This is a genomic window from Nocardia sp. NPDC050412 (assembly GCF_044458825.1).
Classification (GTDB): Bacteria; Actinomycetota; Actinomycetes; order Mycobacteriales; family Mycobacteriaceae; genus Nocardia.
Genome location: NZ_JBITIJ010000007.1, coordinates 296,032 through 315,747 on the forward strand (window position 1 = coordinate 296,032; position 19,716 = coordinate 315,747).

General features: G+C 66.6%; 19 protein-coding genes. 13 read left to right on the forward strand and 6 right to left on the reverse strand.

The window, feature by feature from the left end; all coding sequences use genetic code 11:
- Positions 1-21: 21 nt before the first annotated feature.
- Entirely contained in the window at positions 22-447 is a 426-nt protein-coding gene (locus ACIBI6_RS21475) for a cupredoxin family copper-binding protein (RefSeq protein ID WP_364346272.1), read from the reverse strand.
- 120 nt (positions 448-567) lie between these two features.
- Here ACIBI6_RS21475 and ACIBI6_RS21480 point away from each other — a divergent pair, with 120 nt between their 5' ends.
- The 7 genes from ACIBI6_RS21480 (at position 568) to tsaD (ending at position 7,762) form a co-directional block, all read left to right on the forward strand.
- Complete coding sequence (locus ACIBI6_RS21480; RefSeq protein ID WP_364346274.1) at positions 568-2,052, forward strand: NAD(P)H-hydrate dehydratase; 1,485 nt, start codon at positions 568-570, stop codon at positions 2,050-2,052.
- Positions 2,053-2,720: 668 nt separating this feature from the next.
- Positions 2,721-3,860 (forward strand): alanine racemase, encoded by a 1,140-nt coding sequence (alr, locus tag ACIBI6_RS21485; RefSeq protein WP_364346276.1) that lies wholly within the window; start codon positions 2,721-2,723, stop codon positions 3,858-3,860.
- A complete protein-coding gene (locus ACIBI6_RS21490) occupies positions 3,857-4,930 on the forward strand; it encodes an alpha/beta fold hydrolase (protein ID WP_396957469.1) in 1,074 nt (357 codons plus the stop codon). The genes alr and ACIBI6_RS21490 overlap by 4 nt, the downstream gene beginning before the upstream one ends.
- Positions 4,923-5,375: a tRNA (adenosine(37)-N6)-threonylcarbamoyltransferase complex ATPase subunit type 1 TsaE gene (gene tsaE, locus ACIBI6_RS21495; protein ID WP_364346280.1), complete on the forward strand. Its 453-nt coding sequence runs from the start codon at positions 4,923-4,925 to the stop codon at positions 5,373-5,375. Before ACIBI6_RS21490 ends, tsaE begins: the two co-directional genes overlap by 8 nt.
- An 88-nt stretch (positions 5,376-5,463) precedes the next feature.
- Positions 5,464-6,177, forward strand: coding sequence for a tRNA (adenosine(37)-N6)-threonylcarbamoyltransferase complex dimerization subunit type 1 TsaB (gene tsaB / locus ACIBI6_RS21500; RefSeq protein ID WP_396957470.1), 714 nt, complete (start codon positions 5,464-5,466; stop codon positions 6,175-6,177).
- Positions 6,178-6,203: 26 nt separating this feature from the next.
- On the forward strand, positions 6,204-6,722 hold the full coding sequence (rimI, locus tag ACIBI6_RS21505; protein WP_364346284.1) for a ribosomal protein S18-alanine N-acetyltransferase: 519 nt from the start codon (positions 6,204-6,206) through the stop codon (positions 6,720-6,722).
- Positions 6,719-7,762 (forward strand): tRNA (adenosine(37)-N6)-threonylcarbamoyltransferase complex transferase subunit TsaD, encoded by a 1,044-nt coding sequence (tsaD, locus tag ACIBI6_RS21510; protein ID WP_364346286.1) that lies wholly within the window; start codon positions 6,719-6,721, stop codon positions 7,760-7,762. Before rimI ends, tsaD begins: the two co-directional genes overlap by 4 nt.
- 214 nt (positions 7,763-7,976) lie before the next feature.
- On the opposite strand, the gene ACIBI6_RS21515 is transcribed toward tsaD, so the two are convergent.
- Positions 7,977-9,518, reverse strand: coding sequence for an Hsp70 family protein (locus ACIBI6_RS21515; RefSeq protein WP_364346288.1), 1,542 nt, complete (start codon positions 9,516-9,518; stop codon positions 7,977-7,979).
- Positions 9,519-10,230: 712 nt separating this feature from the next.
- Here ACIBI6_RS21515 and groES point away from each other — a divergent pair.
- Together groES and groL are read left to right on the forward strand one after the other, a co-directional pair.
- Positions 10,231-10,530 carry a co-chaperone GroES gene (groES, locus tag ACIBI6_RS21520; RefSeq protein ID WP_040686722.1) on the forward strand — a complete coding sequence of 100 codons (300 nt, stop codon included), beginning with the start codon at positions 10,231-10,233 and terminating at the stop codon, positions 10,528-10,530.
- An 88-nt stretch (positions 10,531-10,618) separates the two neighbouring features.
- Positions 10,619-12,229, forward strand: a complete 1,611-nt coding sequence (groL, locus tag ACIBI6_RS21525) for a chaperonin GroEL (RefSeq protein ID WP_396957471.1) — start codon at positions 10,619-10,621, stop codon at positions 12,227-12,229.
- A gap of 268 nt (positions 12,230-12,497) precedes the next feature.
- Here the strand turns inward: groL and ACIBI6_RS21530 are convergent, their stop codons facing one another.
- The 3 genes from ACIBI6_RS21530 to ACIBI6_RS21540 form a co-directional block, all read right to left on the reverse strand.
- Positions 12,498-12,749 carry a hypothetical protein gene (locus ACIBI6_RS21530; protein ID WP_364346293.1) on the reverse strand — a complete coding sequence of 84 codons (252 nt, stop codon included), beginning with the start codon at positions 12,747-12,749 and terminating at the stop codon, positions 12,498-12,500.
- Position 12,750: 1 nt separating this feature from the next.
- Positions 12,751-13,326: a sigma-70 family RNA polymerase sigma factor gene (locus ACIBI6_RS21535; RefSeq protein ID WP_364346538.1), complete on the reverse strand. Its 576-nt coding sequence runs from the start codon at positions 13,324-13,326 to the stop codon at positions 12,751-12,753.
- Positions 13,327-13,665: 339 nt separating this feature from the next.
- Positions 13,666-13,959, reverse strand: a complete 294-nt coding sequence (locus ACIBI6_RS21540) for a WhiB family transcriptional regulator (protein ID WP_014981828.1) — start codon at positions 13,957-13,959, stop codon at positions 13,666-13,668.
- A 624-nt stretch (positions 13,960-14,583) separates the two neighbouring features.
- Here ACIBI6_RS21540 and ACIBI6_RS21545 point away from each other — a divergent pair.
- The 3 genes from ACIBI6_RS21545 to ACIBI6_RS21555 all read left to right on the forward strand — a co-directional run bounded on the left by ACIBI6_RS21545 (position 14,584) and on the right by ACIBI6_RS21555 (position 17,228).
- Positions 14,584-15,447 carry a hypothetical protein gene (locus ACIBI6_RS21545; RefSeq protein ID WP_396957472.1) on the forward strand — a complete coding sequence of 288 codons (864 nt, stop codon included), beginning with the start codon at positions 14,584-14,586 and terminating at the stop codon, positions 15,445-15,447.
- Positions 15,448-15,574: 127 nt separating this feature from the next.
- Positions 15,575-16,153 carry a sigma-70 family RNA polymerase sigma factor gene (locus ACIBI6_RS21550; RefSeq protein ID WP_364346298.1) on the forward strand — a complete coding sequence of 193 codons (579 nt, stop codon included), beginning with the start codon at positions 15,575-15,577 and terminating at the stop codon, positions 16,151-16,153.
- On the forward strand, positions 16,146-17,228 hold the full coding sequence (locus tag ACIBI6_RS21555) for an anti-sigma-D factor RsdA (protein WP_364346300.1): 1,083 nt from the start codon (positions 16,146-16,148) through the stop codon (positions 17,226-17,228). The genes ACIBI6_RS21550 and ACIBI6_RS21555 overlap by 8 nt, the downstream gene beginning before the upstream one ends.
- A gap of 220 nt (positions 17,229-17,448) precedes the next feature.
- On the opposite strand, the gene ACIBI6_RS21560 is transcribed toward ACIBI6_RS21555, so the two are convergent.
- The gene (locus tag ACIBI6_RS21560; RefSeq protein WP_040686729.1) at positions 17,449-17,862 is read right to left on the reverse strand and encodes a DUF5319 domain-containing protein; all 414 of its coding nucleotides are present in this window, start codon (positions 17,860-17,862) and stop codon (positions 17,449-17,451) included.
- Between the two features lie 226 nt (positions 17,863-18,088).
- Between ACIBI6_RS21560 and guaB the strand changes: the two genes are divergently transcribed.
- On the forward strand, positions 18,089-19,633 hold the full coding sequence (gene guaB / locus ACIBI6_RS21565; protein ID WP_364346303.1) for an IMP dehydrogenase: 1,545 nt from the start codon (positions 18,089-18,091) through the stop codon (positions 19,631-19,633).
- Positions 19,634-19,716 lie beyond the last annotated feature (83 nt).

A 19,716-nucleotide genomic window follows, 5' to 3' on the forward strand; every position in this document is an offset into this window, starting at 1 on the left:
GAGCCGGAGAAGGCGGCTCGGCTATTCGACGGTGACGGTGCCGCGCATCTGAGGATGCAGGGAGCACAGATAGCGGTAGGTGCCGGGGGCGAAGAAGGTGTAGCTCCATTCGCCCTTGTCGAAAATCGGGCTGTTGAGGCCCATGGCCTTATCGCCGATGCCCTGGACGGTGTGGGGGACGGAGTCCTTGAATTTCCAGGTCACGGTCTCGCCGACCTTGACGGTGACATCGGCGGGGGAGAACTTCATATCCGTGACGCCGACAGTGACGGCGGCGGGTTTCGAATCGCCGGACTTGGTGGGGGTCGTCGTGTGGCCGGACTTCGCGGTGGTCGATGTGGCGGTCGAGTTCGTATCGCCGGAGCCGCAGCCTGTCAGCAATAGCATCGCAGCCAGGACGGATCCGGTTGCGATCCGGGTGGACATCGCGCGGCGCACCATCGGCATGACCGCCAAGCGTAGTCTGCTGACGGTGCGGGTCCGCGAAGCGCCATGGCGTTGCCGCTTCGGCGTATCCCGTACCAGCGGAACCGCAGTGCCCGATCGACGCAGTGGAGGCGAGCGTTCATGTCCAGCCAGCGGGGCTATTTCACCGCAGATGAAGTGCGCGCGGCAGAGGCCGAGCTGTTCACCCGCGTCCCCGAGGGTATGCCGATGCATCGGGCGGCCTACGGATTGGCGACGGTGGTCGCGAGCGAGTTGCGGGCGCGGACCGGTGGTATCACGGGCAGGTCGGTATTGCTGCTTGTCGGTTCCGGCGATAACGGCGGGGACGTGCTCTGGGCTGGATCGATGCTCCGCCGCCGCGGCGCCGCTGTCACTGCCGTGCTGCTGAATCCGGAACGCGCGCACGCGAAAGGCCTTGCTGCCCTGCGCAAGGCAGGCGGTCGGGTCCGAACTGCATCGGATGTTCTGCGTGCCGATGGCGCGAACTACGAAATCAATTCGGCTGCACCCGACCTCGTGATCGACGGCATCGTCGGCATCTCCGGCCGTGGCCCCCTCCGTCCAAGCGCCGCGGAACTCGTTGCCGCTCTGGATGTTCCGATCATCGCCGCCGATCTCCCGAGCGGAGTCGATCCGGACACCGGCGCGGTCACCGGCCCTGCTGTCCGCGCTGAGGTCACGGTCGCATTCGGCGCTTATAAGCCGGTGCATGCCATGGCCGCGCCCTACTGCGGCCGAATCGAATTGGTACCCATCGGTTTACGACTACCCGAACCGAATCTCGCGGCGCTGGAGCCAGCGGAGATCGGTGCGCGGTGGCCGATTCCGGGACCAACCGACGACAAGTACACCCAGGGCGTCACCGGTATCTGCGCGGGCAGCGCGACGTATCCCGGCGCCGCTGTACTGTGCACCGGCGCCGCCGTCGCGGCCACCTCCGGCATGGTTCGCTACGCCGGAACCGGCTCGGCCGAGGTCCTCGGCCATTTTCCCGAAGTAATTGCCGCCCAGACCATCGCGTCCACCGGCCGAGTGCAGTCCTGGGTATTCGGCCCTGGCGCCGGTACCGATACCGACGCCCACAAACGACTTGCCGAAATCCTCGCAACCGACCTTCCTGTCGTCGTCGACGCCGACGGCCTGACTTTGCTCGCCAGCGACCCCGACCTGGTCCGCAGCCGCACCGCCCCCACTGTATTGACCCCGCACGCAGGCGAATTCGCCCGCCTGACCGGACAAGAGCTCGGCCAGGACCGGGTAGCCGCCGTCCGCGACCTCGCCGAATCCTGGCAACTGACCGTCCTGCTCAAAGGCCGAGCCACCCTCATCGCCAGCCCCGGTCGCCCCGTACTCGTCAACGAAGCAGGTGGTTCCTGGGCCGCCACCGCCGGTGCGGGTGATGTCCTGTCCGGCATCATCGGCGCCCTCCTCGCCGCGGGCTACGACCCCGCCTGGTCCGCCGCCGCTGCCGCCCGCGTCCACGCCCTCGCCGCCAACCTCGCCGCCCATGAAAACCACCCATCCGCCGCCCCCACCTCCGCATCCCCTCTCCTCGACCACCTGCGTGCGGCAATCCGCACCTTGCGCACGGTTGCGGGGAAGTGACGCGCGCCGGCCCACTTTCATTGCCGCCTCGATGGCCTCGCGGTATGCGCTGGTCTCGGCGTCTGGCGTCTGGCGTCTGGCGTCTGGCGTCCGGCGTCCGGCGACCGGCGACCGGCGACCGGGAACGGGACAGGCAACCGGCGACCGGGAACGGGACAGGCAGCAGGGAACGGGACCGGCGACTGGCAACCAACGACGTCCACGCCTTCGCCGCCCATGAGAACCACATCTCCGTGCCTTCTCTCCTCGACCATCTGCGTGCGGCAATCCGCACGTTGCGCCCGGTTGCGGGGAAATGACGCGCGCTGGCCCGGCCCGCTCCTTCATTGCCGCATCGGCGACCCCGGCGAGATGCACTGGTCTCGGCAACCGCAACCGGCGGCCTCTATGCCATCGCCGCCCATGAGAACACCCACCTTCGCGTCTGCTCTCACTCGACCACCTTCGTGCGGCAATCCGCACCTCACCCACGCTCGACACGAAGTGACGTGTGCTGGCCTGGACGCCACTTCGACGACCCACCAGACGCGCTGGTCTCGGTAACCGCGCGGCCGTTCGCGTTCTACCTGCGCTCGCCGCCAACTGCCGCTGCCGCCTCGTCATCACGCGTCGTGCGCGCCCTCCCCCCTTGGACATGAACCGACGCCCTCGCGCGAGCCAGTCGCCGAATGGCAGGATCACTAAGCGTGGAGGCGCAAGTGGAGACGGTTATCGATCTGGATGCCATTGCCCACAACGTGCGGGTCCTGCGTGAATATGCGGGGGATGCGGCGGTGATGGCGGTGGTCAAGGCCGACGGCTACAACCATGGCGCCGTCGAGGTCGGGCGGGCCGCGCTGGCGGCAGGAGCGGCGGAACTCGGGGTCACCACGGTCGCCGAGGCGGTGCAGTTGCGCACCGCCGGGATTGCCGCCCCGATCCTGTGCTGGCTCAATAATTCCGATGCCGACTTCGGCGCCGCGATCGAGCAGGATATCGAGATCGGCGTCTCCTCCCTGGAGCACCTGCGTGCGATCGAGGTCGCGGCGCGCGCAACCGGCCGGACCGCGGTCGTCTCGCTCAAGGTCGACACCGGCCTCAACCGCAACGGCATTGCACCGTCCGAATACCCGGCGGTGCTGGTGGCCTTGCGCACGCTGGTGGACGAACAGGTGGTGCGATTCCGCGCGATCTTCTCCCACCTCGCACACGCCGACGAGCCGGAACACCCCTTCCTCGACGTCCAGCGCGACCGCTTCGTCGAGGCCATCGCCGCCGCCAAGGAGCACGGCCTCGAACCAGAACTGGTGCACCTCGCGAACTCGGCCGCAACGGTGACCCGCCCGGATCTGGCCTTCGATATGGTCCGGCCCGGTATCGCGATGTACGGACTGACCCCGATACCCGAACTCGGTGAGTTCGGTCTGCGCCCGGCGATGACTTTGCAAGCGCGAGTCGCCTTGGTCAAACAGGTCGCTGCTGGTGAGGGCGTTTCCTACGGCCACGAGTGGATCGCACCGCACGACACCACCGTGGCCCTTATCCCCGCCGGATACGCTGACGGTGTGTTCCGCCCGTTGAGCAACCGCTTCACGGTGTGGCTCGGCGGCGCGTTGCGCCCCAATGTGGGGCGCATCTGCATGGACCAGTTCGTCGTCGATCTGGGCGACAATGCCGCAGGCGTCACCGAGGGCGACACCGCGATCTTGTTCGGCGCGGACCAACCCCGCGCCCAAGACTGGGCCGATCTGCTCGGCACCATCCATTACGAGATCGTGTGCGCGCCGCACGGCCGGGTGGTGCGGCGCCATATAGGGGGAATCCGATGAGATCAGTCGTCCGGGGCGGACTGGCAACCGCCGGTGTGGTCGCCGCGCTGGCCGGTGCCCACGCTTTGCGTCGCGCCGGTGCCCGCGTGCTCTGGCCCGCTCGCGTCGATGAATATCGCGACGAGAACTTCGCCCTGCTCGACGAGGACCGTTCCGGTGCGGTGCTCACCGAAGACGGTGTGCGCCTGGCCACCCGGGAATGCGGTCCGCCCGATGCTCCGGTCACCGTGATCTTCGTGCACGGCTTCTGCAACACCATGGAGTCCTACCACTTCCAGCGCCGTGATCTGGAAAAGCGTTGGGGCGCAAGCGTTCGCCTGGTCTTCTTCGATCTGCGCGGCCACGGCCGCTCCGGCACCCCGACTACCGACAGTTGCACCGTCGCCCAACTCGGTCGCGATCTGGCGTCCGTTATCGAGGCGACCGCCCCGACCGGTCCGGTCGCACTGGTCGGTCATTCGCTCGGCGGCATGGCGGTGCTGGCCGCGGCGGCGCAGTTCCCGGAGTTGTTCGCGGCGCGAGTGATCGGAGTCGGACTGCTCTCGACCGCCGCCGCCGAGGTCACCTCGGCGGGCATCACGCAGTTGCTGCGCAATCCGGCCGTCGACGGTTTCCGCTTGGCCGTGCACACCGCCCCCGCATTGGTGCAGGCCGGGCGCAGCACCGTCGGGCATGTGATCACGCCGATACTGCACGTCAGCTCGTTTCACGGGGACGTAGGTCCCACCCTCTCGCGCTTCACCACGCTCATGATCGACCGCACACCCGTCGAAACGATCGTGAGATTCCTGAAGGCAATCGAACTGCACGACGAATCGGCCGCACTGCCGACGCTCGCGGGCCTGCCGGTGCTGGTGATGGGCGGCGCGCACGATGTCGTCATCCCGTTCCGAAATGCGCGCGCGCTGGCACGCGAATTGCCCGATTGCGAACTCGTCCGCCTTGATGACGCCGCGCATATGGCGCATATGCAATTCCCGGATATCGTCAACGCCGCACTCGACCGGCTGCTCATGCGCGCCGGCGTGATCGAGGACACCCCATCAACCGCGGAGGTCGCCGGTGGCTGAACGGCAGCAACGGATTCTGCCCACGGTCGCCGACACCGAGGCCTTCGGTCGCGAACTCGCCGCCGGATTGGATGCGGGTGATCTGGTGGTACTCGACGGGCCGCTCGGCGCGGGCAAAACCGCCCTGACTCGCGGCATCGCCGAGGGCCTCGGTGTGCAGGGCCGGGTCAGCTCGCCGACCTTCATCATCGCCCGCCAGCATCGGGCCGGACAGCGCCAGGGCGCCGCGCCGGTGCCGCTGGTGCATGTGGACGCCTACCGACTCGCCGGCGATCTGGACGAACTGGACGCCCTCGATCTCGACACCGATCTGCATCAGGCAGTCGTGGTGGTGGAGTGGGGCAAGGGTGTCGTGGAACACCTCGCCGAGCGACACCTGTACGTGCTGCTCTCGCGCGAACCGAATTCCGAAGTCCGCACCGCGATCTGGGAATGGGTCGGCTAGCTCGCGAAATGGTGGATGTTCCTTGCGCCATAACGACCGAGTAGCTCCGCACCGCGCGCAGGTACCACCCGGTATCGTTGGGTCAATCATGCTTGTATTAGCCGTCGACACCGCGACACCCGCCGTAACAGCGGGATTGGTGGAACTGGAGCAGGCCGCATCCGGCACCGTCGCCCCGGCGCGGGTGCGCACCCTCGCCGCTCGCGTCCGAGTCGACGCCCGCGCCCACGCCGAGGTGCTCACCCCGCAAATCCTCGAATGCCTCTCGGAGGCAGATCGTTCCAGGGCCGATATCGAGGCCGTCGTGGTCGGCATCGGGCCGGGTCCGTTCACCGGACTGCGGGTCGGCATGGCGACCGCCGCCGCCTTCGGTGACGCGCTCGGCGTCCCGGTCTACGGCGTATGCAGCCTCGATGCGATCGCCGCTGACGCGGTGCTCGACCCCTCCCTGCTGCCGGACATCACACCCGAGAGCGAACTGCTCGTGGTCACCGACGCGCGCCGCCGCGAAGTGTATTGGGCTCGCTACCGTGACGGATATCGCATCGACGGCCCAGAGGTGAGCAAGCCAGGTGACCTGGATCCCGTACAGGCCACCATGATCGCCGGATCCGCCTCGCACGTCGACCTGTTCGACCTGCCCGTGCTTCCGGCCGAGACGCCGTCGCCGGCCGGTCTGGTGCGAGTCGCGGCTGCCGAACTGCTGGCGCGCACCGTGCCGGAACCGTTGATCCCGTTGTACTTGCGCAGACCGGATGCGGTCGAACGCAGCTACCGCACGCTCGACCGGACGGGAGCGTGACGGCCGTGCAGCCGAGCAGATCCGTGATGCGCATCGAGCCCATGGACGTTGTGGATATCGAGCGCTGTGTCGAACTCGAGCAATTGTTGTTCCCGGAGGACGATCCGTGGCAGGCGGTGTCCTTCCGCTCGGAACTGGCCGGGCCGCACAACCGCTATATCGTCGCGCGCGACGAGGCCGGGCGGATGGTCGGCTATGCGGGTATCGCGCTACTCGGTGATGCCGAACATCCCGAGGCCGAGGTGCACACCATCGGTGTCGATCCCGGCTGCCATCGCGGCGGTATCGGCACGATGCTGCTCGAGGCGCTGCTCGCCGAGGCCGGTAAGCGCGGCGGGCCGGTCTTCCTCGAGGTGCGCACCGACAACGCCCCCGCCATCGCGCTCTACGCCAAGCACGGCTTCCACATCATCGGCCTGCGCAAGAACTACTACCACCCCAGCGGCGCCGATGCCTACACCATGCGCAGACCGGAACTAGCGGCGAACCCGGCCTGGCGCCCGCGGCCTGCCGAATCGGCACAACCGAACGAGGTGCTGTCGTGATCGTCATGGGCATCGAAAGTTCCTGCGACGAAACGGGAGTCGGCATTGTGCGTCGACACCCCGACGGCACCTGCGAACTGCTCGCCGACGAGGTCGCCTCCAGCGTCGAACAGCACGCCCGCTTCGGCGGTGTGGTCCCGGAGATCGCCTCTCGCGCACACCTCGAGGCCATCGTGCCCGCGATGCGCCGAGCACTCGCCGCCGCGGGCATCAGCAAGCCCGATGCGCTCGCAGTGACCATCGGACCCGGACTGGCCGGTGCGCTGCTGGTCGGCGTCGCGGCCGCGAAAGCCTATGCGGCGGCGTGGGATGTACCGTTCTACGCGCTGAATCATCTCGGCGGACACGTCGCGGTGGACACCCTCGAGCACGGCCCGATGCCGCCGTGCGTCGCGCTGCTGGTCTCCGGTGGGCACACGCATCTGCTGCACGTCACGAATCTGGCCGAGCCGATCGTCGAACTCGGCAGCACTGTCGACGACGCGGCGGGCGAAGCCTTCGACAAGGTCGCCCGGCTACTCGGCCTCGGCTTCCCGGGCGGACCGGCGCTGGATGCCGCTGCGGCACATGGCGATCCGAAGGCCATCGCCTTCCCGCGCGGCATGACCGGCCCGCGCGATCCCCGCTACGACTTCTCCTTCTCCGGCCTGAAAACCGCTGTCGCCCGCTACGTCGAGGCGGCTCAGCGCAACGGTTTCACCGCCGATGAATTGCCGATCCCGGACATCGCGGCATCGTTCCAGGAATCGGTCGCCGACGTACTCACCATGAAGGCAGTGCGCGCGGCCCAGGACGTCGGCGTCGACACCCTGGTCCTGGGCGGCGGCGCCACCGCCAACTCCCGGATCCGTTCGATGGCCGAAGATCGCTGTGCTGCAGCCGGATTGCGCCTGCGCGTCCCCAAACCCCGCCTGTGCACCGACAACGGCGTAATGATCGCCGCGCTCGGCGCCCACGTAATCGCCGGCGGCGCACTCCCATCCGCCCTGACCGTCGCCACCGACCCCGGCCTCCCGGTCTCCGTCAGCCAAGTCGGCTGACCCCTGCGCTAGGGAGCGCTGACACAATCAAGATCAGATGGCACTGAGGGCGGTCGCGGTTTGCCGCCATGGTTTCCACGTGGTCATCTGTCCAGTCGTGCGCCCTGGGTGGTGCCCGTTGGCAGGGACGGTCGCGCCCTACGCGGCCACGGAGCAACTGCACCCGGTCCTTAGTGCCCGCTCGGTCGCTGCCCTGGTCCTACGGAGCGCGACCTCAGTCGTCGGGCCCGACCTGGTGCCCCGACTGCCCCGCACTCGACCCCGAATTCGCCTTGGGCGGGAATGGGATTCGTGACTGCGCAGGTGTTTGTGTCGGCCCCGATTGCGGCGCTGACGCCGGACCGCGGTCCTGCCCCGACGACCCTGCACCCGGCGAGTTCGGATTTCCGAACAGCGGTCCGAGTAACTCGGGGAACGGGATCGGCGGCAGGTTCGGATCCGGGCGCAGCGTCGGCGCGGCGGGGGTGGTCCCGACGGGCGACGAGGCGGTCGAGGTGGCCGGTTGGCTACGGTCCGGGGTGAGTGAGGGGATATTGGCGCCGGAGGGCCGGTTGGTGCTCTCCCGGTTCGGGCCGGTGGTCGAAGTGCCCGCACCGGTCGGTGGCACCACCGTCACCGGCGCCGTGGGTAGTTGGGCGCTGCTCGTGGTGCCCGCGGGGGAGATCTCGTCGTCCCCGGTCGGCGCGAAGGTTTTCACCCCGTAGCCGATGACCAGCCCGACCACCACGATCGCACCCGCCAGCGTGCCGACGACCTTGGTGAAGGTACCGACCGGCGCGTCGGCGGCGCCGACCACCGGGAATACCGACGGTTGTGCCGAATCCGCCACCAGCGCGGCGCCTTTCGCGATCACCGCCTCCGGATCGTCGATGGTGTGCACCGGAATGTCCAACGCGTGTTCGAGGGTGGACAGGACGGCGGGAATATTGGCCCCGCCGCCGATCACGATTACGGCCTGTGGCAATTTCGGGGCCCGCGCGAATGCCGCAGCGGCGAAGACGGCGGTCTCGCGTAGCAGATCCGAGATCAGTTCCTCGAAGTCGGCCCTGGTCAGCTTGAGCGGCTGCCCGGCGACATGGTCGATGGTCACGGCGGGCGCGATCGATAGATGTTCCTTGGCGGCGCGGCCGCGATTGGTCAGCATGCCCCGGTTGGGTCGGGTGCCGCGCCGGGCGTAGTGCAGATCGACGAGATGGTGATAGATCAGCTCATCGATGGCGTTGCCGCTGACCGCCGGGGTGCGTTCGGTGCGCAGGATGGTGGAGTCGGCCCGGTCGGCCACTGTGATGCTGAGACCGGTCGCGCCGAGATCGACGATGGCGACCGTATCGTAGCGGTCCACGAGTCCGGTGTGCCGCAAATACGTAAGTGCCGCAGTACCTTCCGGCACCAGCCGCAGGTCGCGCTGTTTGCCGGTGGCCGACCGGATCACCTGCGCCTGCTCTTTGCTGCGGTAGGCGACCGCGACGCTGGTGGGCGGGCGACCGGCGGCGGAATCGACACCGATCGATTTCGCACCGGCGAAGCGCGCACCGACCGGATGCGCCGGAAACGCCACGTCATAGGAGAGTTGCGTGGTCGGAAGCTGGGTGGTCATCAGCTCGATCGAGGACGCCACGAGATCGCCGAGATCGGAGTGGGCCGCGTCCGCGGAAACCACTCGGTAGTCGAAACTCTGTGCGCCGTTGGACGCGGTAGCGACCAGCGCCGAGCACACGACCTCGTTACCGGCCGATATGCCGAGGGATGTTCGCATGTCACCTCCCTTCGAGCGGATGGTCATGGTGTCGCCGACCATCTCGAATGGACAGCCGGACAGCTCGCGTGGATGGCGAGCGATCCGGACGCGGGACCGGGCCGACCCGTTGTCCGGATGGGTCGCTGGGACGGCCATGGATCACGTGTGGTCTTGCCCTCTGGTGAAGCTTCTTGTGGAAAAACGCTGGTGTTGTGACGCTGTTCGAACTCGGTACTGACGCTGATCTTGCTCTTGCGGAGCGGGTATTGCTCTGTGGCACTGGGTGTTTCGTGACGCTTTGCGCTCCCCCATGGCGCCGGTTCGTGACGAACACGGCGAGCGGAACACGGCCGTCGTCAATACTGTCACAATCCGTTATCCGAACGTTACAGATTTGCCGAAGTCTTGGGAAGCCCTCAGACATCTGGGCGTGGCGTGGCGCACACGTGTCGGAAAACGACACGCTTGGGCGGAGACCAACGATTTTGGCACAGTCCAACCTTGAGCGCTGGCACTCTCATGTATAGAGTGCTAGTCGGCACTGTGTGATGTGCGTGCCAGTTCGACTACTGAGCAGGGGTCCCGGCACCCGCGACGACGGGGCTGATGCGCAGGGTCGAGTTCGAGTGACCGGCGACTGTATGCGGGGCGCTCGATACAACACCGATACCGATGGTCCGGGACAACAGTTCCGGACGACCGTAAATCCCCTGAAAGTGGAGGGCTCAACGTGGCGAGCGTGAACATCAAGCCGCTCGAGGACAAGATCCTCGTCCAGGCCAACGAGGCCGAGACGACGACGGCCTCCGGCCTGGTCATCCCCGACACGGCGAAGGAGAAGCCGCAGGAGGGCACCGTCATCGCCGTCGGCGAAGGACGCGTCACCGACAAGGGTGACCGCATCCCGGTCGACGTCAAGGAAGGCGACGTCGTCATCTACAGCAAGTACGGCGGCACCGAGATCAAGTACCAGGGCGAGGAATACCTCATCCTGTCGGCGCGCGACATCCTGGCCGTCGTCACCAAGTAGCCGATAGGCACATGCGTTCCGCCCCGGTGTCTTTCGCGACCCGGGGCGGAGTGCGTTCGGCCCAGAACACACAGGAGCTGACAAACACATGGCAAAGCAGATCGAGTTCGACGAGAAGGCTCGTCGTGCTCTCGAGCGCGGCGTCGACAAGCTCGCCGACGCGGTGAAGGTCACCCTCGGGCCGCGTGGTCGCCACGTCGTGCTCGCCAAAGCCTTCGGCGGCCCGACCGTGACCAACGACGGTGTCACCATCGCACGCGATATCGACCTCGAGGACCCTTTCGAGAACCTCGGCGCGCAGCTGGTCAAGAGCGTCGCCACCAAGACCAACGATGTCGCAGGTGACGGCACGACCACCGCCACCGTGCTGGCCCAGGCGCTGGTGCGCGCGGGTCTGAAGAACGTTGCCGCGGGCGCGAATCCGATCGCGGTCGGTTCGGGTATCGCCAAGGCCGCCGACGCGGTCTCCGAGGCGCTGCTCGCGCTGGCCACCCCGGTCTCCGGTGCGCAGGCAATCGCACAGGTCGCCACCGTCTCCTCGCGCGATGAGGAGATCGGCGAAATGGTCGGCAAGGCGCTGACCACCGTCGGCAAGGACGGCGTCGTCACCGTCGAGGAGTCCTCGACGCTGCAGACCGAACTCGTTGTCACCGAGGGCGTGCAGTTCGACAAGGGCTACCTCTCGCCCTACTTCATCACCGATGCCGACAGCCAGCAGGCCGTCCTCGAGGACGCCTACATCCTGTTGAACCGGGAGAAGATCAGCTCGCTGCCCGATCTGCTCCCGCTGTTGGAGAAGATCGCCGAATCCGGCAAGCCGGTGCTGATCATCGCCGAGGACGTCGACGGCGAGGCGTTGTCCACCCTGGTGGTCAACTCGATCCGCAAGACCCTCAAGGCCGTTGCGGTGAAGGCGCCGTTCTTCGGTGACCGGCGCAAGGCCTTCCTCGACGACCTCGCCGTCGTCACCGCGGGCACCGTGGTCAACCCGGATCTGGGGATCTCGCTGCGCGAGGCGGGCATCGAGGTGCTCGGCAAGGCGCGTCGCGTGGTCGTCACCAAGGATGACACCACGATCATCGATGGTGCCGGCACCGCCGAGGACATCGCGGCCCGCGGCGCGCAGCTGCGGCGCGAGATCGAGGCCACCGATTCGGATTGGGATCGGGAGAAGCTCGAGGAGCGCCTGGCCAAGCTGGCCGGCGGCGTCGCGGTGATCAAGGTCGGCGCGGCCACCGAGACCGCGCTCAAGGAGCGCAAGTACCGGGTCGAGGACGCGGTGAGCGCGGCCAAGGCCGCCGTCGACGAGGGCATCGTGCCCGGTGGTGGCACCGCCCTGGCGCACGCCGCCGCCAAGCTCGTCGAACTGCGCGACTCGCTCTCCGGTGACGAGGCCATCGGCGTCGAGGCGGTGCGTACCGCACTGCGGGCGCCGCTGTACTGGATCGCCACCAACGCTGGCGTGGACGGTTCCGTGGTAGTCAGCAAGGTCGCCGAGGGCAAGGAGGGCTTCAATGCCGCCACCCTCACCTATGGTGATCTGCTCACCGACGGTGTCGTCGACCCGGTCAAGGTGACCCGTTCCGCTGTCGTGAACGCGGCGTCGGTGGCCCGGATGATCCTCACCACTGAGAGCGCCGTGGTCGAGAAGCCCGCCGAAGAGGAGCACGACCACAGCCACCACGGTCACGCGCACTGAGCGCAGGCCGACGGCAAAAGGCCCCCGGGACCGTACGTCCCGGGGGCCTTCGTTTTGTGAACAATATGAACGCAATACCGCGCAACAAGTCGAAAAATATCAATCGCGGCTCCCCGCATCCTCGGGCCTGTTCCCGACGAGCTGGGTGGCGTCGAGAGTTTCGTCGCTGGCCGACGGTTGGTCTCGAGCCGACTTCTGGGCGTACCCGACGAGTTACCCATGTGCCAGCGAAATCAATTATCCCGTGGGGGATGACGGGAAGAGCGGATCAAGAGGCGACGGGTGGCTGCTCAGCGGCGATGGCGGCGAGCAATCTGGCGCGTAGGGCGGCGGGCGGCGTGGCCGCCGACGCCTGCGCGAGAGCGGCGAGGACTTCGGCCGTTTGCTGGACTTCGGTCACGAATTCCGCACGTAGTGCGGGGTCCTCGCCGTCGAGCACTTCCTGTACCGCATTGTGGTCTTCGTCGTCGATCGATCCGAGCGCGACGGCGTGCGCGAGATCGATCCGAGCTTCGTTCATCTCACGTCACCCCCAAACTTTTCTTCAGTCGTGTCAATCCGTCCCGTATACGGGACTTAACGGTCGGTAACCCTACGCCGAGGAAGTCGGCGACTTCCGCGTAGGTTCGCCCGCCGTAGTAGGCGAGCGAAATGGCTTCCCGCTGAGTCTGTGTCAATGTCCCTAGACCCGCCTGGACGGCCTGCTGCTCGAGCCTCCGCTCCACTTCTTCGGTGACCTCATCGAACTCGTTACCGAGAACCCTTATGCCATACGCGACTTCGCGCAGGGTATGGGCCTGTTCGGCGCGGACACGGTCGACGGCCCGTCGATGTGCGAGGGTCATCAACCACGTCACCGCGGATCCTTTGTTCGCGTCGAAACTGGACGCGGTCCGCCAGATCTGGAGATACACCTCCTGGGTGGTCTCCTCCGCGTAGCCGGGATCGTGCAGGACGCGTAGCACCAGGCCGAACACGCGAGCGCACGTTCGGTCGTAGAGCTCGGCGAATGCCTGCTGGTCGGACCGGCCGCAACGTTCGAGAAGTGCGGCGAGCTCGATACTTTCGGCGGCGCGTGCCGTTACCGCAGATTCCACTCCGTTGAAAGCAACGGTGGGTGGGATGGCTTCTCTTCGGAACGAGTCGCCCTCTGCGGCCGGCGGCCGCGTTGTCACAACGCTCCATTCTGTGTCATCGGTCACTACCGTAGCGGGCCGCTATCGAACCCCGTGCGGTGGGGTATCAGCGGACCGTATGCGGGCCAGCAACTTCCCTGTAAACCTCGACGCGCCAGACGTTTCTGGCGGGAACACGCCGTGACACGCCGATGGTTTTCGCGAAACACCGTATGTACAACCGACTTCGGCTTGTGGCCAGCGCCGGGTGTTTGCTAGGCATTCGGCGCGCCGCGCCACATGGATGGGAAGAAGTTGGTCTCAAACGGCCATGCGACGACGGTTGCGCCGGGCGTGCATCTCGCGCTCGGTTTCGGACATACCGCCCCAGATGCCATAGGGCTCGCTGACTTTGAGCGCGTGGCTGCGGCACTGCATGAGCACTGGGCAGGCCCGGCAGATCTCCTTGGCGCGCATCTCGCGTGCGGTACGCGCGCGGCCGCGTTCACCGTCGGGGTGGAAAAACACCGCGGAATCCTGGCCTCGGCAGGATCCCCGCATCTGCCAGTCCCAGACGTCCGCGTTCGGTCCGGGGAGGTGAGTCGGCATGGGCATGGTGAACTCCTCGTGGTGCGAGCTCGTCAGCGTTGTCGAGCAGTTGTTCTGCAACAGTTGTGGCCACGGCGCTGGGTCGGCGGCGTGCCATGGGCTCGCCTATTGCGGTCGCTGCAATTTCGCGCGGCGCCGACCGTGGCGATGAGCTACGTTAGGTCCAGCCGCGAAATTCCGTCAATAGTTCGATGCAGCAGTTTTCTAAATCTTAAGCTGCGAAATTTAACCTCGAAGCTGTTTACTTTTTGGGACCGTCCGGTAATACTGATCGGTTGACCAGAGGCTGGGGTGTCTTCGCATGGCGTCAGTATTCCGCATTCCCGCAGGTGGGAACGGGTAGGCGGTGGCATCCCCGGTTGGTAGCGAGTAGGCGCGAACGTGGGTCCTATCACACCGTCGGCGGGCCGTTGCGATGTCCGGTCGATCGGAGATGGCAGAAACGGGGCGCTCAGGTTAATTGCGCGAAACGCATGTGAATTCCGGTCACACAAGCTAAGTGATTGCCGGAAGTACTTTTACTTGGTGGAAACATGGCTACGGCGATGAAATGCTCAATATTAGCCGGAAGTACCTGACGGACGGTTTCTCGTGCGGGGTCACATGCGGCGCTCGGGTTAGAGTTCGGCCGTGCTCGTGCCTGCTTCCCCTATATATATCGAGTCCGCCATGCTTGCCGACGCGGCTTTCGGTACCCACCCCGGCCGTGCCGCTACCGAGTTGCCAGCCGCCACGAACCCGCTCGATTGCTGGTACCGGGCGGTGATTTTCGGTGGTCAGGGCTGGTATGCCGCGGCACGCGCAGAGTTGCGGACGCTGCGCGAGCGCACCACCGATCCGGTGTTGCTGGCGCTGGCCGCGAGTACCGAAGGCTCGTTTCTGCGTCAGCTCGGCTGGCATGCTCGCGCCGCCGTCCACGACGGTCGCGCGGCAGCGTTGATCCTGCCTACGGGCGATGCGGTCGGGCCCGCTCGCGTGGACGCGATCTGTGACGCGCTGACCGGTCTCGCGGCCGACGCGCTGGGCACCGGCCGCCTGGCGCTCGCCACCCGCCTGCTCCGGCGCAGCCATGACGCGATGACCGTGGTGCAGTCGCCGCACGGCTGGCGGACCCTGATCCGCTGGCATTGGGTCTGCGCGGAGACCGCACTCGCTTCCGGCGCCGCCGGCGCCGCCGCACCCCACGCCGCGACGGCCCTCGCGCTGGCCGAGGACGCACCGTCGGTCCGACACCGGGTCAAGTCCCGGCTCTTGGTAGCCGCGACCGCCGCGGCATCCGGCGATACCGAACGCGCGCGCACGCTCGCCGATGCGGTAGCCGAGCAGTGCCGCGAGCACGGGTTGCTCCCATTGCGTTGGGCCAGTTCGATGTTGCGCTCCGGGGTGTGCACGGGGGCTCACGCAAGCGCGGCCGCGGCCGAGGCGCAGGGGTGCGCGCAGACCATCGGCCGTCGTGGCGGGCGCTTTCGTCCCATGAGTGATTCCCGCGTCTGATCAAGACACCACCGTGTTGCCCGGATCCACGGGTTGTATCGCTATTGTTAGACCCGTTCCGCCCCTTCGGCGGAAGCACTGGTCATCACCGCCGGTGCCACTTGTAACGCCAGGAAATTCTCTGACGATGACGAACACGGGCGAAGAGTTGGACCTCGCCGTCGCTGCCGCTGCGCAGGGCGACAGATCCGCTTTAGCCCAGGTACTCGAATTGGTCCGCCCGTTGGTGGTGCGCTATTGCCGCGCGCGGATCGGCGCCGCGGAGCGTGGACAGCTCTCCGCGGACGACGTTGCGCAGGAGGTATGTCTGGCCGTGATGACAGCTCTGCCCCGGTATCAGGACCAGGGCAGGCCCTTCATGGCCTTCGTATACGGAATCGCTTCGCACAAGGTTGCCGACGCTCATCGCAACGCCGCCCGTAACAAGGCGGAGGCAATGGCCGAAGTACCAGATGTCATATCCACCGACCAGGGGCCGGAACAGCGAGCTCTCGAGTCCGAAACGAGCAGGCAGATGAACACCCTGCTCGCGACGCTTCCGGAGAAGCATCGAGAGATTCTGATCCTGCGTTTGGTCATGGGTTTGTCAGCAGAAGAAACCGCAGTCGCCGTGGGCAGTACGGCGGGTGCGATACGCGTCGCCCAACACCGGGCGCTCGCGAAACTGAAGTCACAAGTGGCGAGGGCAGGTGAAATGTATGGCTAGGGATGGCGAGCGCGGTCGGGGCGACTGGAAGGCGCGACGTGGATCGCGAAATAGCGGTCCCTACGCCGGGAGTGGTGACACCGGTCCGGTGGACATCGCTGCGGTGCGCAGAGACGATGCGCTGATCGATGCCATTGCTAGCAACGGGCAGGTACAGACCGACAGTGCGGAGGAGTTTCAGCTCGCCTCGCTGCTTGCGGACTGGCGAGCGGAGCTGATTTCTCCGCCGCTGCCCGGCGGGCCGAACCTCGATGAGATCGTTGCGGCGGTCAACCAGGAGATCGGTGCCCGGCAGGTCCGTATCGGTGCGCAGTCCGGTGGGCGACTACGGCTTATCCGTCCGATTCTCGGGACGGCTGCCGCGCTGGCTCTGGTCATCGGTGGTCTGTCGGCGTTCTCCTATGGCGCCGCTCCCGGCGATCCGCTCTGGCGGGTCAAGGAAGTCGTTTTCAGTGAACAGGCGCAGTCGACCGTGGTGCAGCGCGCCGACAGCGATCTGGCCAATGCGAAAGTGATGCTCGCTCAGGACAATCCGGAGCAGGCGAGGGCAAGGCTGGAGGGCGCCAAGGCGAATGCCGAGCTGATCGACGATCCGGTGAAGCGGGACAAGCGAATCAACGAATTCAACGCCTTGCTCGCGGAGTTGAACAAGATCGCTCCGGAGATCGGGAAGTCGTTCGCGGCGAGCACGACATCGACGACGACGCCCAATCCGGCAACAACCGACGGCACCAACTCGTCGACCATCAAGCCTTCGGACGGTACTGGTTCGACCTCCGCGGTGGCACCGCCGGTCGATACGAAGGCGCCGACGACGGAACCGAATACACCGGGTAAGTCGACAGTGCCGACAACCCAGCCGCCGGTGACTACTCCGGAACCGCCGACACAGCCCAGTCACACGAGCCAGGCTCCGCCGAGCACCGCGGTGGGGACCCAGCCCACGGGGGTCGTGCCGAGCGTGGACAGTGGCCCGCCCGTGCAACCCCCGACTCATCAGCAGCCGCCGCCCTTCGTGGTCCCCACCGGTTTGCCGACTTTGCCGGGTTTGCCCGGATCGGGGCCGGCCACTTAATCGGAGTCGACACTCCAACAGCGCTTCGGTTCGTGAAAAGCGCTCGATCCAGTAGAAGCGCTGTGGCGGATGTATATCCGCCACTTCCGCGCGTGCGTGGGTGCGCGGGCATCCGAATAATCGTGCATGAACCGATCGCCGACCGGCGGCGGTCGGCTTCTTGTATGTCAGCTATTTCACATCGCGCGCGCGTCAGCACACTGTGTGGGCGCGCGTGATGTCAGCTGTCGAACCCGTCGAATCCGTCGCCGTGGAAGGCCTCATTCATCGAGGCATCCGCGTATCCCCGGCAGTAATCCCAGGTGACATACGCTTCCGGCATCGGGTCGTAGGCGGGCTCGTGCGGGCGCACCGTGCCGTCGACCAGCAGCTGAAGCAGATTGGCACGCAGCATATCCCAGTCATGGTAGTGATCTTGTCTGCAGTCTTCGCAGCTGACCACGAGTCCTCGGATGCCGCGGTGCGCTAGTAGTGCCTCATACACCGCAAGGTCGGCGAGATCCTCCTCGACCGCAAGGCGCTCGTGGGGATCCAGCGGTTCACCGGGCTCGATGGCATCGAGCGCGGCGGACGGGTCGGAGGGGTCTCCGGCGAACGGATCCGGCGGCAAGCCAGGTGGTAGATGGTCACGCACACCCCCACGGTACGCAGAACAGGGTGGTCTTCGCCAGCTATGTGGCGCGCCAGTTTCGGTGGTGGGCTCAGTTCATCGGCGTGTTTGCGGGACAGATACCATGGTGACAGGCCCCGGCCAGTATCCGACAGCGCTGCCGGAGCCGCCACCGTCCATCCCATCAGCTTCCACGACGCCGGCCACCCCGGCGTTCGTTGCTTTCGACGTCCAGGAGGAGTCGATCCGAATGAGTAATCCCGTATCGGGCGAACGAATCGCGGTCCGCCCTCCTACGGGTGGTGACGATCCGAACAAGATCGCCATGCTCGGCCTCACGTTCGACGATGTGCTGTTGTTGCCGGCCGCTTCGGATCTCATCCCGAGCTCGGTGGAAACCTCCAGCCAGTTGACCCGCGAGATCCGGTTGCGCACCCCGCTCTGCAGTTCCGCCATGGACACCGTGACCGAGGCGCGGATGGCCATCTCAATGGCGCGCGCAGGCGGCATGGGTGTGTTGCACCGCAATCTGGCCGCCGCCGATCAGGCCGCGCAGGTCGAGACCGTCAAGCGGTCCGAGGCAGGCATGGTTACCGACCCGGTGACCTGTCGCCCCACCGACACTCTCGCCGAGGTCGACGCGATGTGCGCCCGCTTCCGCATTTCCGGCCTGCCGGTGGTGGATGAGACCGGCGCGCTTGTGGGCATTATCACCAACCGCGATATGCGCTTCGAGGTCGATCAGAACCGTCGGGTGGCCGATGTGATGACCAAGGCGCCGTTGATCACCGCGCAGGAGGGCGTCACCGCCGCGGCCGCGCTAGGTCTGCTGCGTCGCCACAAGATCGAGAAGCTGCCGATCGTCGACGGTAACGGCCGCCTGCGCGGACTCATCACGGTCAAGGACTTCGTCAAGACCGATCAGTACCCGAACGCCACCAAGGACCGTGACGGCCGCCTGCTCGTCGGCGCCGCGATCGGTGTCGGCGAGGACTCCTGGTCGCGCGCTATGACTTTGGCCGATGCCGGGGTCGACGTACTCATCGTCGATACCGCGCACGGTCATCAGGCCGGTGTGCTGCAGATGGTGACCAAGGTCAAGGCCGAGGTCGGCGATCGCATCCAGATCGTCGGCGGCAATGTGGCCACCAGGGCCGGTGCGGCCGCGCTGGTCGAGGCGGGTGCGGATGCGGTGAAGGTCGGTGTCGGTCCCGGCTCCATCTGCACCACCCGCGTGGTCGCCGGTGTCGGCGCCCCGCAGATCACCGCGATTCTCGAGGCCGTTGCCGCGTGCAAGCCGTACGGCGTTCCGGTGATCGCCGACGGCGGCATCCAGTTCTCCGGTGATATCGCCAAGGCCATCGCGGCGGGCGCGTCCACCGTGATGCTCGGCTCGCTGCTGGCCGGTACCGCCGAGTCGCCGGGTGAGCTGATCCTGGTGGGCGGCAAGCAGTTCAAGAGCTACCGCGGCATGGGATCGCTGGGTGCCATGCAGGGCCGCGGGCAGGCCAAGTCCTACTCCAAGGACCGCTACTTCCAGGACGACGTGCTCGCCGAAGACAAGCTGGTGCCCGAGGGCATCGAGGGGCGGGTGCCCTTCCGTGGACCGGTCAACCAGGTGATTCATCAGCTCGTCGGCGGGCTGCGCGCGGCCATGGGCTACACCGGGTCGCAGTCCATCGCGGATCTGCAGGAGGCACAGTTCGTGCAGATCACCGCGGCGGGGCTCAAGGAGAGCCACCCGCACGACATCACGATGACCGTCGAGGCGCCCAACTACACTGGTCGCGGCTAGCCTGCTTGACGGGTTGTGTACTGGACGGGATGGTCCGTGCATGATTGACCGTGTTCGCGGTCATCGAGGTGCATAACCCACGG

Excerpts from the sequence above, each read along its gene's own strand:
- ACIBI6_RS21475 (WP_364346272.1), bottom strand. The coding sequence starts at position 447 with ATGCCGATGGTGCGCCGCGCGATGTCCACCCGGATCGCAACCGGATCC.
- ACIBI6_RS21480 (WP_364346274.1), top strand. The coding sequence starts at position 568 with ATGTCCAGCCAGCGGGGCTATTTCACCGCAGATGAAGTGCGCGCGGCA.
- alr (WP_364346276.1), top strand. The coding sequence starts at position 2,721 with ATGGCAGGATCACTAAGCGTGGAGGCGCAAGTGGAGACGGTTATCGAT.
- ACIBI6_RS21490 (WP_396957469.1), top strand. The coding sequence starts at position 3,857 with ATGAGATCAGTCGTCCGGGGCGGACTGGCAACCGCCGGTGTGGTCGCC.
- tsaB (WP_396957470.1), top strand. The coding sequence starts at position 5,464 with ATGCTTGTATTAGCCGTCGACACCGCGACACCCGCCGTAACAGCGGGA.
- rimI (WP_364346284.1), top strand. The coding sequence starts at position 6,204 with ATGCGCATCGAGCCCATGGACGTTGTGGATATCGAGCGCTGTGTCGAA.
- ACIBI6_RS21515 (WP_364346288.1), bottom strand. The coding sequence starts at position 9,518 with ATGCGAACATCCCTCGGCATATCGGCCGGTAACGAGGTCGTGTGCTCG.
- groL (WP_396957471.1), top strand. The coding sequence starts at position 10,619 with ATGGCAAAGCAGATCGAGTTCGACGAGAAGGCTCGTCGTGCTCTCGAG.
- ACIBI6_RS21530 (WP_364346293.1), bottom strand. The coding sequence starts at position 12,749 with ATGAACGAAGCTCGGATCGATCTCGCGCACGCCGTCGCGCTCGGATCG.
- ACIBI6_RS21540 (WP_014981828.1), bottom strand. The coding sequence starts at position 13,959 with ATGCCCATGCCGACTCACCTCCCCGGACCGAACGCGGACGTCTGGGAC.
- ACIBI6_RS21550 (WP_364346298.1), top strand. The coding sequence starts at position 15,575 with ATGACGAACACGGGCGAAGAGTTGGACCTCGCCGTCGCTGCCGCTGCG.
- ACIBI6_RS21555 (WP_364346300.1), top strand. The coding sequence starts at position 16,146 with ATGGCTAGGGATGGCGAGCGCGGTCGGGGCGACTGGAAGGCGCGACGT.
- guaB (WP_364346303.1), top strand. The coding sequence starts at position 18,089 with ATGAGTAATCCCGTATCGGGCGAACGAATCGCGGTCCGCCCTCCTACG.